Origin of the sequence: Methylophaga thiooxydans DMS010 (assembly GCF_000156355.1) — a bacterium.
GTDB classification, from domain to species: domain Bacteria; phylum Pseudomonadota; class Gammaproteobacteria; order Nitrosococcales; family Methylophagaceae; genus Methylophaga; species Methylophaga thiooxydans.
Genome location: NZ_GG657907.1, coordinates 44,993 through 67,556 on the forward strand (window position 1 = coordinate 44,993; position 22,564 = coordinate 67,556).

Genomic DNA, 22,564 nt, shown 5'->3' on the forward strand with positions numbered 1-22,564 from the left:
CTCAGTAAGCTGATATCAGTCTTTAAATTGTTTTTCCAACAGCTTTACGCGTTCAAATAGTTTATCCATTTGACGGTAACGAACGACATTCTTATGCCACTGTTTAGTCGGCTCAACCGGAATACCAGACGAAAAAACGCCGGCTTCGGTAATAGATTTAGTCACCATGGTCATGCCTGTCAGCTGTACACCATCGGCTATTTCCAAATGGCCGCCGATACCGGTACCGCCACCAATTGCACAATGTTTACCAATTTGTGTACTGCCAGCAATGCCGACGCATCCTGCAATGACTGTATGCTCACCGATAATGACGTTGTGACCAATCTGAATTTGATTATCCAGCTTGACGCCATGATGGATAACGGTGTCATCAATTGCGCCGCGATCAATGGTTGTATTGGCACCAATCTCGACATCATCACCGATAACGACACGGCCTACCTGCGGGACTTTTATCCAAACGCCGTTGTCGTTAGCAATGCCAAATCCATCAGCACCGATAACGACACCTGGATGAATAATAACGCGTTGACCGATCTGAATCTGACGGCACAGGGTAACATTTGATTTAATTCGGCTGTCTTCGCCAATATAAACATCTTGTTCGATCACACTGCCTGCGCCGATATGAACCCCAGACTTGATGACAGCACCTTTTCCGATAGAAACGTGCGGCCCGATACTGACATTATCGGCAACAGTTGCGGCAGGGTCTATCCAGGCCGAAGCATGTATTGTGCTTTGAGCTAGAGACTCCGGATACAATAAAGTCGCCGCTTTAGCATAAGCGACATACGGGTCTTTTGCTTCAATCACATTTGTGTTGAGTTCTTCGCCCATGCCGGAAGCAACTATTACCGCTCCAGCATGGGTATCTTTCAGAAATTTTTTGTACTTACTGTTGGCGAGGAAGCTAATTTGTTGCTGTGTTGCCGTAGCAAGCGTACCCACACCCTCGATCAAATAATCTGAATCACCAATCAGGTGACCATCAATCGCCTCAGCGATCTGAGCTAATGTCAAACTCACTCGTTTACTCTAATTTTTGGCTTTCAACATTTGTAAGACTTTGTCAGTCAGATCCACTTTATCACTGGCAAAAATCACGCCTTGATAGAGAATCATGTCAAACGACTCTTTTTTTGCTAGATCAATAATCGTTTCTGCTATGTCTTTCTCTAACTTTCGTAATTCTTCGTTACGACGAATGGACAGGTCTTCACTGTATTCATCTTGCAAACGTTGAAGTTCACGTTGATCACTTAGAATGTCACGTTCACGATCGCGACGCTGATCAGCACTTAAAATAGCGCCATCTTTATTTAGTTTCTCTTGTGCTGCGCGTAACGCTTTATGTTTCGATTCTAACGACTGACTACGCGATGCAAATTCTTTCTCAAGACGCGCTAACGCTGCCGCTTTCTGAGGCGACTTATCCAATACAGCACCGGCATTTACCACGCCTATTTTCAAATCAGCCGCATAGCTCATAGGTGCTGCAATGAACATTGCACACAAAAGCCAGATAAACTTCATTTTCTTCACACTAAACTCCAGTTGTTAATTAAAACGTCGATCCTAACGAGAATTGGAATGCCTCAGTTTCATCCCCATCTTCTTTTTTGATAGGAGAGGCAATACTGAAACTCATCGCGCCAAAAGGCGAAATCCAGATGGCTGACAAACCAGCTGAGTAGCGCAGTAGACCAGCATCAAAATCCTGATCGACACCATAAACGTTACCAAAATCCGTAAAGGCGCTCAGGCGGAATGATTTCAGTGTTTTGTCCATAAAGGGTACTGGGAAAATGACCTCTGCACCACCTGTCACCAGCAAGTTACCACCTAATGGTTCATCATCACCATCAATTGTTTCTTCTCTTACCCCCAACGTGTTGGCCTGAAAACCACGTACGCTTCGGATACCACCTGCAAAGAAGTTTGAAGAACGAAATCTCGTATCACGTAGCTTCACCATAACCAAACTCACCGCGAACGGCAAAGGTCAGAGAGTCACTAATGGGTCGATAGGCGTTCAATTTATAGCGCAGTTTATAAAACTGCAATGATGGTCCAGGAACCGCCACTTCAGCATTGACGCTTTGACTCATACCACTGGTTGGTAACAAGGCGTTATCCCGGCTGTCACTTGACCAACCCAAGTTGAGGGTTACTGTATCAAACGTATCACCTTCGCGCTCTATGTATTCCTCATAGCGAGTAATACGATCACTGGCACGGCTAGGTAAATCTACGGTGGTGTGTTCATACCCCAAGCCAAGATTTATACGGTTATCTTCTGAAATCGGTACGCCAAAGGTAATATCGCCACCGAAGGCATCTAAGGTATAACGCGCGATATTGGCTTCATCGGCATCTGTTTTGCGGTAATAGGCATTAAAGCCCTGACTAATGCCATCAACCGTTACAAATGGATTGGTATAACCAAAGCTATAGACGGTGTTGATACTACTGTTATTGAAACCAAAACGGATGTGCTTACCACTACCTAAAAAGTTCTTTTGGGTGACATTGGCGTTAAAAATAATACCATCAGATTGCGAAAAACCAACACCAGCAGACAAACTACCCGATGGGGTTTCTGACACGCTGAAATCCAGATCGACTTGATCCTGAACACCAGCGACAGGAATGGTTTCTACATTTACATTTTCAAAGTAGCCCAAACGTGACACGCGCGCTTTTGACTGTTCAACTTTTTCGGTAGAGATCCATGCTGACTCTTGCTGACGAAACTCTCGACGCAAGACTTCATCACGCGATTTACTGTTACCTGAAATATTAATCCGTCTGACATAGGCTCGACGTCCTGGATCCACAAAGAAAGTCAGGTTAACTTCGTTTTCTTCACGATTAATATCCGGAACCGCATTAACGTTGGCGAAGGCATAACCATCGTTACCCAAGCGATCCGTCAAGTTTTCAGTACTTTTGGTTATCGCTTTTCGTGAAAATACCGAGTTTTTGGGAATCGTCACCAATTTAAATAACTCTTCTTCCGGCACAATCAAGTTACCAGCAATCCGCACTTCATTGATTTTGTATTTATCACCTTCACTGATATTAATGGTGATAAACATGTTCTTTTTATCATCACTGATGGAGACCTGTGTTGACTCCACTGTGAAATCAACGAAACCACGATCGAGGTAGAAAGATCGTAAGGTTTCTAAATCAGCAGACAGTTTTTGACGTGAGTATTGATTATCTTTGGTGATAAAGGACAGCAACGAGCCTGTTGTAGTCTGGAACTCAGTCGTTAGTTCATCCTGCTCGAAAGAGTCATTACCAACAATGTTAATCTCACTGATGGTTGCAACCACGCCTTCTGCCATTGTAATTCGGATAGCGACGCGATTACGCGATAAGGGGGTTACTTCAGATTCAATAGCAACACCGTATTTACCGCGACTGAAATATTGGCGTTCCAATTCAAGCTCAACGCGCTCCAGCATCGCTTGCTCAAACACTTGGCCTTCGCCAAACCCTATTTCACGAAGCGACTTAAGCAACTCGCCTGAATCCATATCTTTGTTACCAACCAACTCGATACTGGAAATGGCTGGTCGCTCCTGCACTTTGATAACAAGCACGTTGTCTTGTTGCTCAAGTTGTACATCATTAAAGTATTTGGATTTATATAACGCCCTAATGATGCCTCGTGCATCATTATCGGTCATTTCATCGCCGACTTTTACAGGGAGATAGTTAAAAACAGTACCTGCAGAAATACGTTGCAAGCCTTCAACTCTGATATCTTCGATAACAAAATTCTCAGCCCAAGCGACTGAGGTTGCACAAAGTAAAACCAATATTTGCAGTAGTTTATTCATTGTTATTAGTACTAACGATCCGTCGACGAAAATGTAAGTGTACCTGCAAAGCCTGCATTATCCAAACAGTCTTGTTAAGTCATTGAAAAAGGCTGTAAACATAAGCAGCAGCAGTAAAAACAGCCCAATACGCTGGCCGTTTATCTGAGCTTGCTCAGAAATAGGCTTCCCTCTGACAGCTTCAATCAAAAATAGGGCTAAATGACCGCCATCCAACATTGGAATAGGCAGTAAATTTAGTACGCCCAACGTAATACTAATCATTGCCAAAAAGCTGACAAATGTGACAAGCCCCTGCTCAGCTGAGCTACCAGCAATTTGAGCGATACTGATAGGTCCACCAAGGTTTTTCGTTGACACCTGCCCCGTCAACATGCCGATCAAGCTTTTTAATGTGGTGCTGGCAAATACCCACGTTTGCACAACCGCTTCTTTGCTGGCAGCGAGCGGACCATAACGTATTTCAGACACCATATCGGCAGGTATTGAGCTATAGTCAGCATCAACGCCGGCACCAATTCTGCCAGTTCCATCCTCAGCAACTTCAGGTGTTAACGTTAGTGACTCTAGTTTTCCTGATCGTTCAAAAGTAATGGCAATGTGCTGCCCTGCACTTTTTTTAATTTTTTCAACCCAACCTGCCCAGTCAGCAATTTCAACACCATCAGCCGTTATTAATCTATCGCCTGATTTTAATCCGGCCTGATCGGCAGGCCCAGCTGCAACTGTTTTGCCTATCACAGGGGCTAATTGTGGTCTTAATGGTGTAATACCCAATAGCTGTAATAGTTGGCCGGATTGCTCAATACTGATTTGCGGTACATTTAGTATGTACAGCAATTCAGTACCACCTGACTTAACAACAACCTCAGCGCTTTCACCCTTCTCGGCTTTTGGTAACAGAGCTTTGAATGCGCTATTCCATGTCGGTGTCTGACGCCCATCGACTTGAGTAATTTCATCGCCCACCACAAGACCCGATGTTGCTGCATAGGAAGCAGGCGTGACCTCACCAATAATAGGTTTTATACCTGGTATGCCTGTGACAAATAAAAACCAGTATGCCAATACAGCGAACAATAAATTCGCGGCGGGACCAGCTGCCACAATGGCAACACGTTTGCTAAGCGATTGTCGATTAAAGGCTTGAGCACGCTCTGATTCAGCGATATCAGCCTCGCGCTCATCAAGCATTTTCACATAGCCACCTAATGGAATTGGCGCTAATACATATTCTGTACCGTCTTTACCGGTTTTACGCCATATCGGTTTACCAAAACCAACTGAAAATCGCAGGACTTTGACACCGCACTTTCGTGCGACCCAGAAATGGCCGTATTCATGAATAACAATTAATAATGCCAGTGCAACGATAAAGAAAAATAATGACTGCATTACGCCACCAACTCGGAAGCTAATACTCTAGCTGCGGCATCGTCAGCAAGAATTTGTTCTAAAGAGCTTGCCTCATTGGCGGGTAAATCATGAAGCACTTTTTCAATAAGTTTGGCAATATCCGTAAACTTGATCTGGCGCTGTAAAAAAGCATCAACAGCCACTTCGTTTGCCGCATTTAAAATCGCAGTGCTGGTGCCACCCGCATCCAATGCCTGATAGGCAAGCCGTAGGCATGGAAATTTTTCAAAGTCGGCGGTGGCAAAATCTAGTCTCCCGGCTGCAACCAAATCTAATGGTGCGACGCCAGAGTCAATACGTTGCGGCCACGCTAATGTATTTGCAATGGGCGTTCGCATATCCGGATTACCCATTTGCGCCAGCACAGAACCATCGTTGTAATCGACCATCGAATGAACAATACTTTGGCGATGTAAAACGACCTCGATTTGTTGGCTACTGAGACCAAATAGCCAATGCGCCTCAATAACTTCTAAACCTTTATTCATCATCGTCGCCGAGTCGACAGAAATTTTCTGCCCCATTGACCAGTTAGGGTGGGCAACCGCTTGTTCAGGCGTGACATTGTCTAATGTTGTTATATCGGCATCTCGAAATGGTCCACCGGACGCTGTAAGAATAATTTTCCTGACGCCTTTGCCATCAAACTGGTGACGCTGTTCATCACCTACCGGCATGCACTGCCATATCGCATTGTGCTCACTATCAACCGGAAGTAACGTTGCATTATTCTGCTGCACTTCAGACATAAATAACGCACCGCTCATGACTAGCGCTTCTTTATTCGCTAATAAAATGCGTTTACCTGATTTTGCCGCCGCGAGGGTTGGCAATAAACCTGCTGCACCGACAATTGCCGCCACAACATAATCTGTTTCCGCTGAAGATGCGACATACGCGAGTGCTTCAGGCCCAGACATAACCCGGGTCGTTACCGTTGTTTCAAGGATGGCGGTTTGTAACTTCTCAGCAGCAACCGGATCTAACATCACTGCAATATCTGGATTAAATTGCTGACACTGCTGCAACATTGTGTCGACAGACGAATGGGCCGTCAGCGCATAGACATGAAACTGTTCGGGATGCCGTCCGAGGACATCCAGTGTGCTTACACCGATAGAGCCAGTTGAACCAAGAATAGTGACTGATTTCATATCAATACGCCCCCATCAGCAGTACCGCTACAGTAAATACGGGTACTGCCGCTAACAGGCTATCAATACGGTCCAGTATGCCACCATGACCAGGAAGTAACTGACCACTATCTTTTACATTGAAGCAGCGTTTGAAGACACTCTCAAATAAGTCACCTACTATAGAAATCAACACAGTCAATGCGGTTAAAAACAGCCAGCTGATTAAACTCAAACTGCTTTCTAGCACTAACAAATAGAAACCAGTGGCAAACACGCCACTTAGTACTAAAGCACCCGCCACACCTTCCCACGTTTTATTGGGGCTAATTTCTTTTGCCAGCTTATGTTTGCCAAATCGTTTACCCGCAAAATAACCACCCGTATCTGCCAGCCAGACACTTACTAATACAAACAATAATAATGCGGGTCCTTGCTCAGGAAATGAATGGAGATAACGGGCACTGGCAACAAAGCCAGTTAAAACAACGGTAGCGATAATCACAACGAACAGCGGCGTTTTAAAGAGGTTCAGCAGATTTTCCGGTAAGGGTTTGTGAGCGAACAGTAAGATAATGATTGATGCCGAAAACCAAATCAGTAACGTTACTGCTAGTAGCACTTTAATAGGCAAGTAAAACAATGCCAAATACCCAGTTAACAGCATTGCCACCATCACAAGTGCTAGCTGATATTTTTGTTTAAACCCCATCAGTTGTAGCCATTCCCACGCAGCCAGTAATGCCACAAGACCAAGTCCGTAGCTCAGGCTTTCTGTGCTTAAAGCCAGCAATGCCCAAACCACCAGAGGTATAAGAATTGCTGCGGTTATTAAGCGTTGTTTAAGCATCCGGCTTTTCCTGTAATTGTTCTGATGTGCGTCCAAAGCGTCTTTCTCGTTGTGAAAAAGATGCTATTGCAAGATCTAAGGCGTTTGCATTAAATTCAGGCCACAGTAGATCAGTGAAATAAAACTCGGTGTAAGCCATTTGCCACAACAAAAAATTACTGACGCGCTGCTCACCACCTGTACGAATAAACAAGTCCGGCTCTGGCAATGCTGCCGTTGTCAGATGTTGACTGATCATGTCTTCTGTTATCGCATCAGGTGTTATCTCACCCAGGCGAACTTGCTCTGCAAGTTGTCTGACGGATTGAGTAATATCCCAACGACCGCCATAATTCGCAGCAATATTAACAATCAGGCCAGTATTATTTGCGGTGAGCTGTTGTGCTTTTGTAATTTGTTCTTGGAGTGCAGGCGAAAATTGTTCTAAATCGCCGATGATGCAGAGCTTGATATTATTGTCATGGAGTTTTTTGACTTGATTGTTCAGCGCATGGCTGAACAATTCCATCAGTAATGACACTTCTTTACCCGGTCGGCGCCAGTTTTCACTACTGAAAGCAAATAGACTGAGTATTTTTACACCACGTTGTGCGCAGTGTTTAACAATACCTTCTACTGCTTTTACCCCCGCTCTATGCCCCATAAAGCGTGGCTGTAAACGTCGTTTTGCCCAACGCCCATTTCCATCCATAATAATGGCAATGTGATTGGGAATATTGACAACGTCATCACTCATAAGAGCGTGTTAAAAAAGAAAGTGTAACCGTACGGTTACACTTCCATTAGATCCGATTCTTTATCCGCTAGGACTTGATCGATTTCTTTGATCGTTGCGTCAGTCAGTTTTTGCACTTCTTCTTCTGCACCACGTTGCTCATCTTCAGAGATCTCTTTCTCTTTCAGCAAATCTTTAAGCGTGCTATTCGCATCACGACGAATATTACGCACAGCGACACGAGCATTTTCAGCTTCGCCTTTGGCCACTTTTACTAAGTCACGACGGCGTTCTTCTGTCAGCGGTGGAATAGGAATGCGAATCGTCATGCCAGCACTCATTGGATTGACACCTAAATCCGACGTCATAATCGCTTTCTCAACAACTGACACCATATCTTTTTCCCATGGTGTAACAGCCAAGGTGCGCGAGTCTTCAACCCCTACATTAGCGACCTGACTCAATGGCACATCAGAGCCGTAATACGGCACCTGCAAGTGATCAAGCAAGCTGGTGTGTGCACGACCAGCACGAATTTTTGCCATTGCCGTCCCTAAGGCAGCAACACTTTTTTTCATGCGATCAGCCGCATCTTTTTTGATATCTTCGATCATGATCCGTCCTATTTCACCAAAGTCCCAACATCTTCACCGTAGATGATCTTGGTCAAATTTCCACTTTCGTGCACATCGAATACACGTAATGGAATATTTTGCTCCTGACACATAACAACCGCGGTAGTATCCATCACAGCAAGACGATTATTGATGACTTCATCATAGCTAAGTTCGTTGTAGCGAACAGCATCAGGATTTTTACGTGGGTCATCATTGTATACGCCATCGACCTGTGTCGCTTTCAGCATCAACTCAGCACCAACTTCCACCGCTCGCAAACTGGCCGCAGTATCTGTTGTGAAAAAGGGATTGCCCGTGCCTGCCGCAAAGATGACAACGCGGCCTTTTTCCAAGTGACGAATGGCTCTACGACGAAGGTAGTCTTCGCAAACCTCATGAATTCTAATGGCCGACATAACGCGGCAGAAGGTGCCATTACTTTCTAACGCATCTTGCAGCGCCAAGGCATTCATAACCGTTGCCAGCATGCCCATGTGATCACCGCTGACTCGATCCATACCGCTTGCAGCCAAACCCGCACCGCGAAAGATATTACCGCCACCAATCACGATACCAAGCTCAACGCCTTGCGCGTTGAGCTCGGAAATCTCATTGGCAAATCGGGAAATCACTTCTGGCTGGATGCCATACTCTGCATCCCCCATCAACGCTTCGCCACTCAGTTTGAGCAGAACACGCTTATAAACTGGCTGACTTCCCGTTTTTGTCATACGTTACTTACCTCTGGCTTGAGCCATTACTTCTTCAGCAAAGTTATCTTCAGCTTTCTCGATACCTTCACCCACTTCGTAGAATGCAAATGCGTCAACTGTCGCACCCGCATTTTTAACCAGCTTTTCAACTGTCAGGTCAGGGTCTTTAACGAACGCTTGCCCCAGCAAACTGATTTCGTTAACAAATTTAGCCATACGACCTTCAATCATTTTTTCAACGATATTATCTGGCTTGCCACTCTCTTTTGCTTGAGTCGCTACAATATCACGCTCTTTATCCAAGAGTTCCTGTGATAATTCAGCAGGAGAAACAGCTTGCGGACGACTTGCCGCAACATGCATTGCCAGATCTTTCGCTAAGGTTTCATCACCACCTGTAATTTGTACCATGGTGCCAATACGGTCACCGTGACGATAGAAACCAATCACACCGGCATCACTTGTCAGTGTAGTGAAACGACGAATTTGAATGTTTTCACCAATTTTCGCTACCAGTGCCTGACGAACCGTTTCCACAGTTTCACCAGACTCCAAGGTCATTTCTTTCAATGCATCAACATCTGCTGGTGCTGCTTCTAATGCTTTTGTAGCAACAGCGTTAACGAAGTTAATAAAGTCATCAGCTTTTGCAACAAAGTCAGTTTCTGAGTTTACTTCTAACATGATGGCGTTTTTACCATCTGCACTCACTTCAATAGCGATAATGCCTTCAGCTGCAACACGATCTGCTTTTTTGTCAGCTTTTGCCAAACCGGCTTTGCGCATTTCTTCAACCGCCAGCTCGATATCGCCATTTGCTTCTACCAATGCTTTTTTACATTCCATCATGCCTGAGCCAGTACGCTCACGCAGTTCTTTTACTAAAGCTGCAGTAATTGCCATTGTTCAAACCCTTCAATCTATTTGTTTGTGGTGCCCCAATTTATCCAGGTCACACATACAACACAGGCCCGCCCACCGGACGAGCCTGCTACATTTACTCAGTAGAAATTATTCGCCTGCTGTTTCAGCACTTTCTTCGGCAACTTCTACAAATTCTTCGTTTGCATCTGCAGTGGTGACTGAAGCACGACCTTCCAGAATGGCATCAGCAAAGTTTGCTGTGTACAAACGGATTGCACGCATCGAGTCATCATTACCTGGAATGACGTAATCGACACCGTCAGGGTCACTGTTACTATCAACAACAGCGATGACAGGGATACCCAGTTTTCTCGCTTCTTTTACAGCGATGCTTTCATGTTCAACGTCGATAACAAACATTGCATCAGGTAATCCACCCATTTTGCGGATACCGCCGATGCTTTTTTCGAGTTTATCTTGCTCACGGGTCAGATCCAGAATTTCTTTCTTTTTAAGACCTTCTGTTTTGCCTGACTCCATCATTTCCTGGATAGCATCCAAACGCTTGATCGATTGACGAACAGTTTGGTAGTTAGTCAGCATACCGCCTAACCAACGACGATTTACGTATGGCATGCCAGCACGTTCTGCATCTTCACGGATAGCATCTTGCGCGGCACGTTTAGTACCAACAAACAGGATACGGCCTTTTTGTGAAGCCAATTTGCTGACAAAGTTCAACGCATCGTTGAACAAAGGCAGGCTTTGCTCCAGGTTGATGATATGAATATTGTTACGCTTACCAAAGATGAACTGACCCATTTTAGGGTTCCAGTAACGGGTTTGGTGCCCGAAATGTACGCCTGCTTCAAGCATTTGGCGCATTGTTGTTTTAGCCATGTTTATACCTATATAGTATGGGGTTGATCCTCCATGTACCCCAGCTGTCGACTGATTGGGTGTTCCCAACAGCACCCCGACACCTGTGTCGGCACATGTGTGAATTTTGCCTTTCAAAGGCGCGCATATTATTCCACAATTACCAGACAAAACAAAGCCAAATCACAGACAAAGTCATTTCGACTAAGTGATTACTGGTTACTAGACTAATTTTACGGCAAACTATGGGCTATATTCTCTTAACTATTTTGAAATCGGGACTTTAAATGGCTGTCAGTATCAAAACTGCAGAAGAAATCGAAAAGATGCGCGTCGCCGGCAAACTTGCTGCTGACGTACTGATGATGATCACCCCCCATGTCAAAGCTGGTATCACCACGGATGAGCTGAATCAAATTTGTCATGACTACATCGTTAATGAGCAAAAAGCCATTCCTGCGCCGCTGAATTACCATGGTTTCCCAAAGTCAGTCTGTACCTCTGTCAACCATGTAATTTGTCATGGTATTCCGGGCGAAAAAAAGCTGAAAGACGGCGATATCATTAATATCGATGTGACTGTTATCAAAGATGGTTTTCATGGTGATACCAGCAAGATGTTCCATGTTGGTAAAACCTCCATTTTGGCTGAACGTTTGTGTCGTGTAGCGCGTGAATCCATGTTGATTGGTATTGATATGGTGAAACCCGGTGTCCGTCTTGGTGATATTGGTCATGCTATTCAACAACACGCTGAGAAAGAAAAATTCTCGGTCGTACGTGAATATTGTGGTCACGGTATTGGCGAAATATTCCATGAGGAGCCGCAAGTGCTTCACTACGGTACTCCCGGCACAGGCATGGAACTCAAAGAAGGCATGACCTTCACCATCGAACCGATGATTAATGCTGGCAAGCGCCATGTCCGTCAATTACCGGATGGTTGGACGGTCGTCACCAAAGATCGCTCCCTCTCAGCCCAATGGGAACACACTATCCTTGTTACCGACAAAGGCTATGAAATTTTGACACGCCGGGAAGAAGAAACCGACATCTGATGTCAGCATTTATGCCAACACAAGAAATGTCCATCTGGGAAGTCGGTAATCTTGTCATTTCACCCGACGCCGAAGTCAGCGGTGCTTTGTGTCGACAGGCACTCAAACAAAGCCAAGACTACCTCAAACAGCAGTTTGACCAAGGTGTTCCGGTTGATGAGTTGGTCTATCAGCGAGCCACCTTTGTCGACGAGATTCTGCAACAGATGTGGCAGCAACATATCGACGGCACAACGCCCGTCACTCTTGTCGCAGTAGGCGGTTATGGACGTGGTGAACTACATCCCTACTCCGATATCGATTTATTAATCCTGCTGGATGAATCAGTTTCAGAGTCGCCTCCAGCCTCCTTGTCTGATTTCCTGACACAGTTGTGGGATATCGGACTGGAAATTGGTCACAGTGTTAGAACCATTCAAGAATGTCGCCAACAAGCTGAAGCTGACATCACCATTGCAACCAACTTGCTGGAAGCTCGGTTCCTGTGTGGTGTAGAGTCCTTATTCGAGTCGCTACAACAACTGACCGTCACCAATAAAACCTGGGATACCAAACGCTTCTTCGAATTAAAACGAGAAGAACAGCAGCAACGACATCAAAAACATAACGATACAACCAATCACCTTGAACCCAATATTAAGGAATCACCCGGTGGTTTACGTGATATTCAGGTAGTGAACTGGGTAGCCCAGCAGCATTTTGATGTGAAAAATCTGGAAGGCTTGAGACAAAAAGGCTTTCTCGCTAACAGTGAGTTTGAAACCCTACAAAAAGCGCAGGACTTCCTCTGGACAGTTCGCTTTGCACTGCATCATCAAGCAGGTCGTAAACAAGAAAAGTTGATGATCGATCACCAGCGTGAACTTGCCAAACAGTTGGGTTATGAAGATAACGCCAACCGCATGGCGGTTGAACAGTTCATGAAAGATTACTATCGCTGTGCACGCTCAGTCGGCCAGATGAATAGCCTCTTGCTGCAATTATTTGAAGAGACCATTATTCAGGCAGATGAAACGCGCCAGGTTAACATTATCAATCGGCGCTTTCAGGCACACAACGGTTATCTGGAAACGATCAATCCCGGAATCTTCGCCTACTACCCGTATGCTTTGCTGGAAGTTTTTCTGATTTTAGAACAACATCCCGAGATCAAAGGTGTAAGAGCATCAACTATTCGCCAGATTCATGCTCACTTACATCTTATTGATGATAAGTTTCGTCGAGATCTGCGTAATCGTACTTTGTTCATGGAGATCATTCGCCAACCTAAAGGCATCACCCATGAATTTAGGCGAATGAATGAACTCGATGTTCTGGGTGCTTACTTACCCGAATTTGGACGCATTGTCGGTCAAATGCAGCATGATTTGTTTCACGCTTACACTGTTGATGAACATACGCTGTTTCTCGTCAGAAACTTACGGCGCTTTTCCTGCGAAGAATATAACAGCGAATTCCCACTTTGCTCGGAAATATTCTATCAATTACCTAAGCCTGAAATTCTCTATATCGCCGGGATTTATCACGATATTGCCAAAGGTCGTGGCGGTGATCACAGTGTGCTTGGTGTTGTCGATGCCAAAGCCTTTTGTGAGCGCCACAGTCTTAGCCAATACGACACTGACATTGTCTGCTTCTTAGTGAGGCAACATCTTGCTATGTCGGCAACAGCACAAAAAAGTGATTTGGAAGACCCTGACGTCATCAAAAAATTTGCTGATCAAGTTAAAACCACGGAAAGACTGAATTATCTATATCTACTGACAGTGGCTGATATTCGTGCAACCAATGATAATCTGTGGAATGGCTGGCGTGACTCTTTGCTAAAACAGCTTTATCACAGCACACGTCAATGGATCGAACATACCGAAGCACAAGCCAAAAGTACCCGCGAAAAAAGCTATAAAAAGTACCAAGAAGCCATGCAAGTCCTGATGGCAAATGGCCGCCAGCAACAAGACATCAGCCAATTATGGCAAGCCTATGACTTGGAGTACTTCTTACGTCACTCTATCGATGAACTGGTCTGGCAAACCGAAGAACGTCTGGATCATGCCGGGGAAGATCCACTGATTGCGCTACGTACACATAATGATCAACAAACGCTGGAATTATTTATTGTCACCTCTGATAGGCCGGGTATTTTTGCTGCCATCACGTCGTCATTAGAACAATGTCAGTTAAATGTATTGGATGCCAAAATTAATGTCACCAGTGAGTTGGATGCTCTCAACACATTTATCGTGAATGGTGAAACGCTCGAGTCAGGTGAAATTATCAAGGCACTGAGAAAGCAATTAGCGAATACTGATGCCGTCAAACCATATTGCCCTCTCATCACACCTCGAACGATGAAACTGTTCAAAACACAGCCCAATATTGAGTTCGAAACTAATCCACAGCAAAACCATACCGTGATGTCTTTATATACACATGATCGTCCAGGCTTGGTATCAGCAGTTGCTCAGGTTTTTCTAGCCTGTGAAGTGCAATTAATTAATGCAAAAATTAATACCTTGGGTGATCAGGTAGAGGACGTGTTCTTTATCACAACCTATGATGATGGCGCGTTAAGTGAAGAACAAGAAGAAGAACTAAAAGAGCGCCTGACAGAAAGTTTATCCCATTAAAAAACGGCATGGAGTCAACCCCATGCCGTTTTTTTCACACTTAGCTCAATTACTCTGCAGAAACCGTTACATCGTCAGTTAAGCTTTGTAATTTTTTGTCACCGATGCCTCTAACACTGCTAAGTTCAGCAACACTTTCAAAACCACTATTCGTTTGACGGTATTCAATAATTGCAGAAGCCGTGGCAGGACCAACTCCATCAAGCATTTGAAGTTCTTCTGCATTGGCAGTATTAATATTGATTTTATCGGCAGCGAACGCGGTGCCAAAAGAAACGAAAAGTGCTACAACTGCAGCCAGTAGGTTTTGCTTAATCATGTTAAAACTCCCGTTTTGTTAGTCCGTTAAATCACTCATCCTGAGTGACATTTTCAGACTACTTTAAAGTTTTAATGATTTGCAACTCTCTGCTGTTTTATGAGCATTGTTATGCGATTTAGGTCACAGTTTTAGTTTATATACACTAGAACACTGCAGAATAATCAGATCGAAAACTAACTGTAACGGGTTTCCATCAGATCAATTAAAACCGGGATATCTTTTTCTGATAAAGCATTAATTCCTGCTGCACCTTTCCGACCTCCCCCCGTTTTAAATTGAGCTGCTACCTCATCAGCACCCGCTAATTTGTTCAATGGTGCTCGTATGCTCACAAGGTAATCTCCATCGTGTTTTTGGGTAAGAATAAGATGTGCCCGATCAGGGTTTTCATTACTGAGCTGATTACTGTATACCCCGCTCACCCTTCGCGCCCATGTTTCATTAGGTAAAATCAATGCTGACAGCGTTGTCGTTTCGTGAAACGTTTTTTCAGACTGGGCGGCTAAAATATCTGCCCTATATCCTGTTTGGAGGGTGTCAAAAACCTTATTATCCTGCTCAATAAATTCTAATGGTGAGGAGAACTGAACACACGCTTGATATAACGCTGCAGGATGATAAAACAAGTCATCCAGATTAGCGCCATAACCATTATAATTTAGATAAATACCTAATTCTTGTAGTACCTTCGACTGCTTTGAGCTAAGCCCATACTTTGATGATAAATCATCAGCCACTGAAGTCAGGTTATCACCATAGGCTGCTGTAATCGCCCACAAGTGATACTGACCATTAAGGTACTTATCAACGATTAGCGCCGTACATACGGTCGGTGAGACATCGATATATGCGGACAAGTTAGGGTGTGCTACTTGTTCCCCCGGGTTATGGTGATCGGCGTAAAATATCTCGGCCCCATTCAATAAAAGCTTTTCTAAATCTTCGTGATTCTTCTGCATTGAAATATCCAACACAGTGACCTCATCACCAACACCAGCCTCAACGTGTTTTAACAAGTTGATATCGCGTTTAATGCCCGTAACTAATTGTGCATTTCTTGGTGCAGCCAAACGCAACTGGACTAACGAGCAAATACCATCAGCATCGCCATTAAAAACATCAATGTAAGTCATAATTTAATCGTGAATAATATGGTTTTGTTTCAGGTAGGCAATTACTTTCTCTGCAGAGGCGTCAGCATCACAATCGGCTGTATCCAGAGTAATCTCAGGTTTATCTGGAATCTCGTATATTGAATCTATTCCTGTGAAGTTTCTAATTTCACCGGAGCGAGCTTTTTTATAAAGCCCTTTTGGGTCACGCTCCTCGCAAACACTTAACGGCGTAGACATATGAATTTCGATAAACTCACCTTCTTCAACCAAGTCTCGCACCATTTGGCGATCAGCACGAAATGGTGAAATAAATGCACTTAACACGATAAGTCCTGCATCGGCGAACAGCTTCGCCATTTCACCAATTCTGCGAATATTTTCAACCCTGTCAGAATCACTGAAACCTAGATCTTTATTTAAACCGTGACGTACGTTGTCACCATCAAGTAGATAGGTATGATGGCCCAGCTCATACAGTTTTTTCTCTACCGCATTGGCAGTAGTAGACTTTCCTGATGCGCTAAGTCCTGTGAACCAAAGAACGCATGGCTTCTGGCGTTTTTGGGATGAACGGCTCAACTTGTTTATTTCATGGTCGTACCAAACAATTTCTTCTGTCACGATGTCATTCTCTAATAATTATTAGTGTTTGAGGTTACCTAACTCTGTCCCCACTTCCCTTGCCAGTTACTGTCATAAACAAATATTTGGCATATGATTTAATACTGAATTCACGAATCATTTTCGCATCTGTTTCAGATAACAAAACTGGAGTCGACATATCAATATCACTTACTTGAGCCAAGCCTGTAATACCAGGCCTAACATTAAATACGCCACGACGTTCTCGCTCTGCAATCAACTCTTGCTGACTGAATAAGCAAGGACGAGGCCCCACCAGACTCATTTCACCTCTCAACACATTCCATAACTGCGGTAACTCATCGAGCTTACTGCTACGTAAAAGTTGCCCCAGTCGCGTAATCGATGATTTGTTAGCAAGGTGGCTAGCCACATCAGTTGTATCAACTTTCATTGTGCGAAACTTAAGTAATGTAAATGGTTGTTGATAACGACCAACCCGTTGCTGCCTAAAAACAGGAGAGCCCGTGTCTATAAAGCCTAGAATTACTATTAAAAATAATAAGGGCAGAGAGAGTGTCATCCCCAAGATAGAAAAGAAAATATCGAATAGTCTAATGAGAAAAGTGGTCATAAATTTTTCTGTCAGTGGAAATCAAGCACTAATACTACCTGTTAAAGCTTGCTTGAGTTACTGTTTCTTGGATTGTGTGTTTCTCTTGGCTTGGCATATACCGCAAACTTAATACCAACATTTATGTTGAACAAGTTAATTTACTTAACCATTTTGTTAAGTTGCTCATCCATCGTCACCAATGGCTGCCAGCCAAGTAAAGTTCGCGCTTTAGTCAGGTCAATCTCAAGCGATCCCCACAATTGTTTGTACATTTGCTCACGTCTAGCCAATTTTGCCAAGTAATAAACCGCTTTGCGTGGAAAATAAAACAACCTATAAGTTGCGTGGTAAGCATCTGCTATTGATGTTATTAACTCTGAAGTTGAAACATCGCGGCTATCGGCTAATAAAAATGTTTCGTTGATTGCTTTAGGGTGAGTCATCGACAAAACAATGAAGTCTATCAAGTTATCCAAAGCCAAGAAGGAGCGGCTATTATTTATCCTTGCAAAAGGTAGCGGTACTCCCTTTCTCACCCACTTTGCCAAAGTACGGAAGTTACCAGGCGCCCCAGGGCCATAAATAAGTGGTGGTCTAATTATTGTCACAGCCATACCCGTCTCGGCTGCAATTCTCATCAATCCCTGCTCCGCCTCCCACTTTGAGACAGCGTAATCATTGTGCGGTTGTGGAACATCTTCCTCACTAAAAGATTGCCCATACGTCACCGCTCCATTCACACCAATCGTACTGATGAAAATAAAGCGTTTCACACCTTTTTTCGCAGCTTGCTCTGCTAGGTTCAAAGTGCCTAAGGTGTTGACCTCACGAAAGGCTTGAAGAGACTCTCGCACGTTATCATCTATAACATGTGCGCGTGCTGCAGTATGAACAACAATAGAAACACCATTTAAAGCATCTGACCACTCAGTATCTTTTCTGATGTCTTTTGTGAAAACAGCATTCGCTTTTCCAATCAGATTTCCTTGTCGAATTACAGCATTCACATCACAATCAGCTTGGTGTAAAAACCTTACTAGTGCATTACCAACAAATCCATTTGCCCCAGTCACTAACACTTTCATTACTGCATTACACCTAGTTTTTTCGCGAAAGTAGGAAATTTTGTTCGTAGTAAACCTCTCACAGCATAATGGCTAAAGTAATAACAGCTCGCTAAAAAAGAGAGCTTTTCCACTTGCCGATATAAACGCCAGTTATAGGTTGCTGTATTCATCTTATTAGCCGATATGGAATCACGCCGAATCCGATACTTCCCCAACGAAGTTTGGAGACCATGTGCAAAATCAGTCTGCTTCAGTAGTTTCAGCCATAAACCGTAATCTTGTCTTTTACGGATTAGTGGCATATATACTTTGCCAAAGTGAGATGTATCATACATCGCTGTCAGGCAACCAATTACTGATGTCTTAAGCATTTGTTTATAGTTAACTTTTTTAGGCACTCCGACAGTTCCTAGTGAACGACCATTTTCGTCAATGCGTTCATAAGCACTAAAACTAAACGGATAGTTATTTTCCTGCATAAAAGTTAATTGACGCTCCAACTTTTCAGGTAACCACACATCATCGCTGTCTAAAAACGCAATATAACGGCCTTTTGCTGTCTCAATTGCAGTATTTCTAGCCACAGCGGCCCCACTGTTTTCTCTGAGTCTGATTAATTTAATCCGAGCATCATTCTTAGAAAAGTTTTCAACAATTTGAACAGAGTCATCCTCAGACACATCATCAACGATGATTAACTCCCATTTTTGATAGGTCTGATGCAAAACAGATCCTATAGTTTGTGAAATATAGGCTTCTGCGTTATGCAGCGGAGTAATGATTGATACCTCTGAAATCTCATCTTCTTTTAGATTATTCATTACCGTCTTTCCGGAATTTTCCCAAAGATCAGGGCAAACATTTCCAAAAGCTCAATACCCCAAAGTCGGGACTGAAACCAGATCACACGAATTTTTTCACTCAGTTTAAGCTTATCGTTTTTCACAATTCGCCAAAATCGCCAGACCGGTGGTAATAAAGTGATAAGAAAGTATTTAATCCTTCGAGATAATTTACCTGCTCGAATTTGCCCCCCCTTCATTCTCCTCACTTTCGTAGCGTACTCACCCCATGTAGTTCGGGCAGGATGATAAACCACGGCTTCGGAAACAAACTTCAGGTTAAAGCCAGCACTCAGGGCACGCTGGCAGAAATCAGCATCCCCTCCTGAAAAGCGACTATCATCAAACATGCCGATCACATCAAACACAGTTCTGGGAATAGCAAGGTTTGCTGTGACGGCATATCCTCTGGAGACATATCTCTGTTGGGGGAGCCCTGCAGCCATATCGTACAACTCCGCTGAAGATGGCTGCTGACTATTACCACGAATAATGACATTCCCAGCCAGTAGCGTTTTTTTTTCAGAGTCCGAGTAGGACTTAATCAATTTAAGTAACCAGTCACTCTCGGGCAAACAATCAGCATCTGTGAATACAACCAGTTCCCCGGAAACGACACTCAAGCCTTTATTTCTAGCTGCATAAGAACCCGGCTTTTTGCATTCAAGAATGATGATATCAGGATTCTCGGGAAGTTTAGGTATCTCATCTGAGCCATTATCCACGATCACAAGTTCTTTGGAGAATGCACCTAATTGTCTTGAATATGCATTTATTAGATCTGCCATCAAATGCCATTGATTGAATACAGGTACAACTACAGATATATCTCTCATCACAGAATCCAAATGGTTAAGAGTTGGGTTAGTCTTTATTAGATCCGCTAGTAAATGCTAACGCCACTAGTTCAATGCCGTTTTAACAATCTTCGGACTAAAAATCTGATTTCACGTGCAAACGAAAGTCTTATAAAAACTTCCTTAATAAGAGATGATAGCTCCGTAGCCTCAATAGCTTTACGAATGAATAATCCCCAAAAATATCGCTTCAGCCAATTGTCACCTTTTCTTGAGTAATAGCGACTCAACCAATAATAGGTAAACATTAATGAATGTAACTTTTCTACATCAGAAGAACTTGACCAAACCCCTCCCCCATGAGCTCTATATGCAGCAGGTTGAATCTCGCTATGATAATGGCTCATACCATATTGCCCAATAACCGATGTAAAAAATTTATCTCCATTTTTTACCATCAACCGCTCTGGGGCGTACTCTTTAACAACGTTTCTGTACACCCAGGACAGGGTTAAAATCCAAGCTTTACCTTTTTGTAAATCTTCAGGAGAGTAGTCGCGCTTGTGTCTTTGCGGAAGTTTCGACTCTTTTAGTAGGTTCCCAACCCCATCAACAATACAGGCATCATGACCAGAGATAACGTAATCTGGATTTTTTTCAAGAAAATCCACCTGGATTTGTAACTTTTTAGGATCAGCCCAGTAGTCATCCCCCTCACAGAATGCAATATATTTTCCCTTGCTATGAGGTGTAATAATCTGCAATGCCCTCTTACCTGAAGAGTACTGATTCTCCACCTGATAAATCGGCTTTATCAGCTTTGGATATTTCGACTCATACTCCCGAATAATCTTTGTCGTACGGTGGAGGGAAGCATCATCATGAATCAGGATTTCATAGGGGAAATCGGTTTCCTGGATAAGAAAGCCTTTCAGCGCATCTTCAATATAGGGTTCATGGTTATAAGTTATACAACAAATACTAACAACTGGCTTATCTATATCCTCCTGCCATGTTGCCATGATTTCTTCCTGGGTCCTCAAATTTCTCATTAAGCGTTTTTCCTTCCTAACTTCATCTCTACTAGACGACTCGCATGACCAAAGGCGCTAAGATTTAGCAACCATGCACCGGTGAGATAAATAAGACCCGCCCCACTGCCAAGGATAATCAGCTCAACCAGGACAGGCCAGTTCAGCGCAGATTGAATTAACCAGGTACAAAAGCCAACTATGCCTGCTAACAATAATGTCGGTATAAAGTCAGCCAGTTGCTCTCTGACCGAGTAATTAATCAGTCTTTTAGAATAATAACTATTAGGTATGTATCCCAACACTGAGTTGACAATTTGGCCGACGATAATAGCGGTGATGCCGTACTGATAGGTAATAATGAATATTAGGATAGCAGTGGTTTTTTTGTACATTCCCAAGTAAAAAACCAGATCTGAGCGTCCTTTCACCTTTAAAATATTCAGGTTGATCGCATTTAATGGGTTCATCAAGCCAGCGAGACACATTAACTGCAAGTAAGGAACCGCAGCAAACCAGGTTGCCGGCAAAAGGAGTGTAAACAAGTTATTGACCAGTGCGGCCAGCAAAATCAGAACCGGGAAGACTATAAAGGTCGTCACCGAAATGATCTGCCTGTAACCCCGCTTGAGCTTTACGCTGTCACTCTGTACTTGTGAGAGAGCTGGGTATGTGACTTTCTGAACAGAGTTAACCAACTGGTTTAAAATTAAATCTCGGATTTTTTCAGCAAAAAAATACAAGCCTGCAATAGCACTGGCATAGACCTTGGCTATCACAATCACATACATATTTTTGAATGGCACATTCGTCATTTGTGCCAGCAGCAGATAGCCACCAAAGGCAAACAACTCACGAAACTCATTGCGGCCGAACTCAAGCGAAGGCGTCCAGAGTCGCTGCCACCAATAGAGTAAAGAAATCAGCAATGACTGGGATACGACCTGGACAATTAATGCCCAGACGCCCAGGCCAGAGTATGCACAGATAATCGCAATCACACCTGACACAGCAGCAGCAGGCAATGTGACCTGTAATTGCAACCTGAACTTCAGTGCTCTGCTCAATATAGCTTGCTGAACAACAGCAAGCGCATTAAAGAAAACAGCAACACCCACTACTTGAATTAAGGGCTCTAACTCGGGTTGCTCGTAAAATAGCGCAATATAGGGCGCACAGAAAAAGAGTAGCAAATAAGCCAATACCGCTATTGTGATATTGGCGAAAAACGCTGTACTCAGCTCTCGCTGGGTCACGGACTCTTTGCGAATTAAGGCCTGACTGAAACCGGCATCAACAAGCACATCGGCAAAAGCCAGAAAAACCATCATCATCGCCAACAGGCCAAAGTCTTCCGGCGTTAAAAACCAGGCCAGCGCAAGCGTTGTCAGTGTTGCTACACCTCGTCGCAACATCAGCTCGGTGAAGTTCCAGAGGACACCAGACACGGTTTTATTTTT

At 43.8% G+C, this 22,564-nt stretch carries 21 protein-coding genes and 1 pseudogene; 2 read left to right on the forward strand and 20 right to left on the reverse strand.

All coding sequences use genetic code 11. The annotated features are described in order from the left end of the window. Positions 1 to 15: 15 nt before the first annotated feature. From lpxD to rpsB, 11 genes and pseudogenes are all read right to left on the reverse strand, one after another. Positions 16 to 1,032, reverse strand: coding sequence for a UDP-3-O-(3-hydroxymyristoyl)glucosamine N-acyltransferase (gene lpxD / locus MDMS009_RS15365; RefSeq protein ID WP_043888451.1), 1,017 nt, complete (start codon positions 1,030 to 1,032; stop codon positions 16 to 18). Positions 1,033 to 1,041: 9 nt separating this feature from the next. Beyond that, a complete protein-coding gene (locus MDMS009_RS15370; RefSeq protein WP_237700554.1) occupies positions 1,042 to 1,494 on the reverse strand; it encodes an OmpH family outer membrane protein in 453 nt (150 codons plus the stop codon). A 73-nt stretch (positions 1,495 to 1,567) separates the two neighbouring features. After that, positions 1,568 to 3,857, reverse strand: a pseudogene (gene bamA / locus MDMS009_RS15375) (outer membrane protein assembly factor BamA). A 57-nt stretch (positions 3,858 to 3,914) separates the two neighbouring features. Next, complete coding sequence (gene rseP, locus MDMS009_RS15380) at positions 3,915 to 5,252, reverse strand: RIP metalloprotease RseP (protein ID WP_008292306.1); 1,338 nt, start codon at positions 5,250 to 5,252, stop codon at positions 3,915 to 3,917. Further along, positions 5,252 to 6,427, reverse strand: a complete 1,176-nt coding sequence (ispC, locus tag MDMS009_RS15385) for a 1-deoxy-D-xylulose-5-phosphate reductoisomerase (RefSeq protein ID WP_008292298.1) — start codon at positions 6,425 to 6,427, stop codon at positions 5,252 to 5,254. Before ispC ends, rseP begins: the two co-directional genes overlap by 1 nt. Before the next feature lies 1 nt (position 6,428). Next, on the reverse strand, positions 6,429 to 7,256 hold the full coding sequence (locus tag MDMS009_RS15390; RefSeq protein WP_008292363.1) for a phosphatidate cytidylyltransferase: 828 nt from the start codon (positions 7,254 to 7,256) through the stop codon (positions 6,429 to 6,431). After that, on the reverse strand, positions 7,249 to 7,992 hold the full coding sequence (locus MDMS009_RS15395) for an isoprenyl transferase (RefSeq protein ID WP_008292333.1): 744 nt from the start codon (positions 7,990 to 7,992) through the stop codon (positions 7,249 to 7,251). The genes MDMS009_RS15390 and MDMS009_RS15395 overlap by 8 nt, the downstream gene beginning before the upstream one ends. 35 nt (positions 7,993 to 8,027) lie before the next feature. Beyond that, positions 8,028 to 8,585, reverse strand: coding sequence for a ribosome recycling factor (frr, locus tag MDMS009_RS15400; RefSeq protein WP_008292320.1), 558 nt, complete (start codon positions 8,583 to 8,585; stop codon positions 8,028 to 8,030). An 8-nt stretch (positions 8,586 to 8,593) separates the two neighbouring features. Beyond that, positions 8,594 to 9,319: a UMP kinase gene (gene pyrH / locus MDMS009_RS15405; RefSeq protein WP_008292368.1), complete on the reverse strand. Its 726-nt coding sequence runs from the start codon at positions 9,317 to 9,319 to the stop codon at positions 8,594 to 8,596. A 3-nt stretch (positions 9,320 to 9,322) separates the two neighbouring features. Then, positions 9,323 to 10,204 carry a translation elongation factor Ts gene (gene tsf / locus MDMS009_RS15410; RefSeq protein ID WP_008292311.1) on the reverse strand — a complete coding sequence of 294 codons (882 nt, stop codon included), beginning with the start codon at positions 10,202 to 10,204 and terminating at the stop codon, positions 9,323 to 9,325. A gap of 108 nt (positions 10,205 to 10,312) precedes the next feature. Then, positions 10,313 to 11,065: a 30S ribosomal protein S2 gene (gene rpsB / locus MDMS009_RS15415; protein ID WP_043888454.1), complete on the reverse strand. Its 753-nt coding sequence runs from the start codon at positions 11,063 to 11,065 to the stop codon at positions 10,313 to 10,315. A 266-nt stretch (positions 11,066 to 11,331) separates the two neighbouring features. Here rpsB and map point away from each other — a divergent pair, with 266 nt between their 5' ends. Together map and glnD are read left to right on the forward strand one after the other, a co-directional pair. Continuing rightward, positions 11,332 to 12,102 (forward strand): type I methionyl aminopeptidase, encoded by a 771-nt coding sequence (map, locus tag MDMS009_RS15420; protein WP_008292345.1) that lies wholly within the window; start codon positions 11,332 to 11,334, stop codon positions 12,100 to 12,102. Between the two features lie 26 nt (positions 12,103 to 12,128). Beyond that, a complete protein-coding gene (gene glnD / locus MDMS009_RS15425) occupies positions 12,129 to 14,732 on the forward strand; it encodes a [protein-PII] uridylyltransferase (RefSeq protein ID WP_043888470.1) in 2,604 nt (867 codons plus the stop codon). Between the two features lie 49 nt (positions 14,733 to 14,781). Here the strand turns inward: glnD and MDMS009_RS15430 are convergent, their stop codons facing one another. The 9 genes from MDMS009_RS15430 to MDMS009_RS15470 all read right to left on the reverse strand — a co-directional run bounded on the left by MDMS009_RS15430 (position 14,782) and on the right by MDMS009_RS15470 (position 22,552). After that, complete coding sequence (locus MDMS009_RS15430; protein ID WP_008292337.1) at positions 14,782 to 15,051, reverse strand: ComEA family DNA-binding protein; 270 nt, start codon at positions 15,049 to 15,051, stop codon at positions 14,782 to 14,784. 176 nt (positions 15,052 to 15,227) lie between these two features. Beyond that, the gene (locus MDMS009_RS15435; RefSeq protein WP_008292317.1) at positions 15,228 to 16,187 is read right to left on the reverse strand and encodes an acetyltransferase; all 960 of its coding nucleotides are present in this window, start codon (positions 16,185 to 16,187) and stop codon (positions 15,228 to 15,230) included. A gap of 3 nt (positions 16,188 to 16,190) precedes the next feature. Continuing rightward, on the reverse strand, positions 16,191 to 16,790 hold the full coding sequence (cysC, locus tag MDMS009_RS15440; RefSeq protein WP_008292305.1) for an adenylyl-sulfate kinase: 600 nt from the start codon (positions 16,788 to 16,790) through the stop codon (positions 16,191 to 16,193). A gap of 34 nt (positions 16,791 to 16,824) precedes the next feature. Continuing rightward, on the reverse strand, positions 16,825 to 17,385 hold the full coding sequence (locus MDMS009_RS15445) for a sugar transferase (RefSeq protein WP_043888455.1): 561 nt from the start codon (positions 17,383 to 17,385) through the stop codon (positions 16,825 to 16,827). Between the two features lie 140 nt (positions 17,386 to 17,525). Continuing rightward, a complete protein-coding gene (locus MDMS009_RS15450) occupies positions 17,526 to 18,452 on the reverse strand; it encodes an NAD-dependent epimerase/dehydratase family protein (RefSeq protein WP_008292314.1) in 927 nt (308 codons plus the stop codon). Beyond that, a complete protein-coding gene (locus MDMS009_RS15455; RefSeq protein ID WP_008292353.1) occupies positions 18,452 to 19,255 on the reverse strand; it encodes a glycosyltransferase family 2 protein in 804 nt (267 codons plus the stop codon). The genes MDMS009_RS15450 and MDMS009_RS15455 overlap by 1 nt, the downstream gene beginning before the upstream one ends. Continuing rightward, positions 19,255 to 20,112 carry a glycosyltransferase family 2 protein gene (locus tag MDMS009_RS15460; protein ID WP_008292328.1) on the reverse strand — a complete coding sequence of 286 codons (858 nt, stop codon included), beginning with the start codon at positions 20,110 to 20,112 and terminating at the stop codon, positions 19,255 to 19,257. Before MDMS009_RS15460 ends, MDMS009_RS15455 begins: the two co-directional genes overlap by 1 nt. 71 nt (positions 20,113 to 20,183) lie before the next feature. Further along, positions 20,184 to 21,095: a glycosyltransferase family 2 protein gene (locus MDMS009_RS15465; RefSeq protein ID WP_008292321.1), complete on the reverse strand. Its 912-nt coding sequence runs from the start codon at positions 21,093 to 21,095 to the stop codon at positions 20,184 to 20,186. Between the two features lie 29 nt (positions 21,096 to 21,124). Then, positions 21,125 to 22,552 (reverse strand): lipopolysaccharide biosynthesis protein, encoded by a 1,428-nt coding sequence (locus MDMS009_RS15470; RefSeq protein ID WP_272941083.1) that lies wholly within the window; start codon positions 22,550 to 22,552, stop codon positions 21,125 to 21,127. Between the last annotated feature and the right edge of the window lie 12 nt (positions 22,553 to 22,564).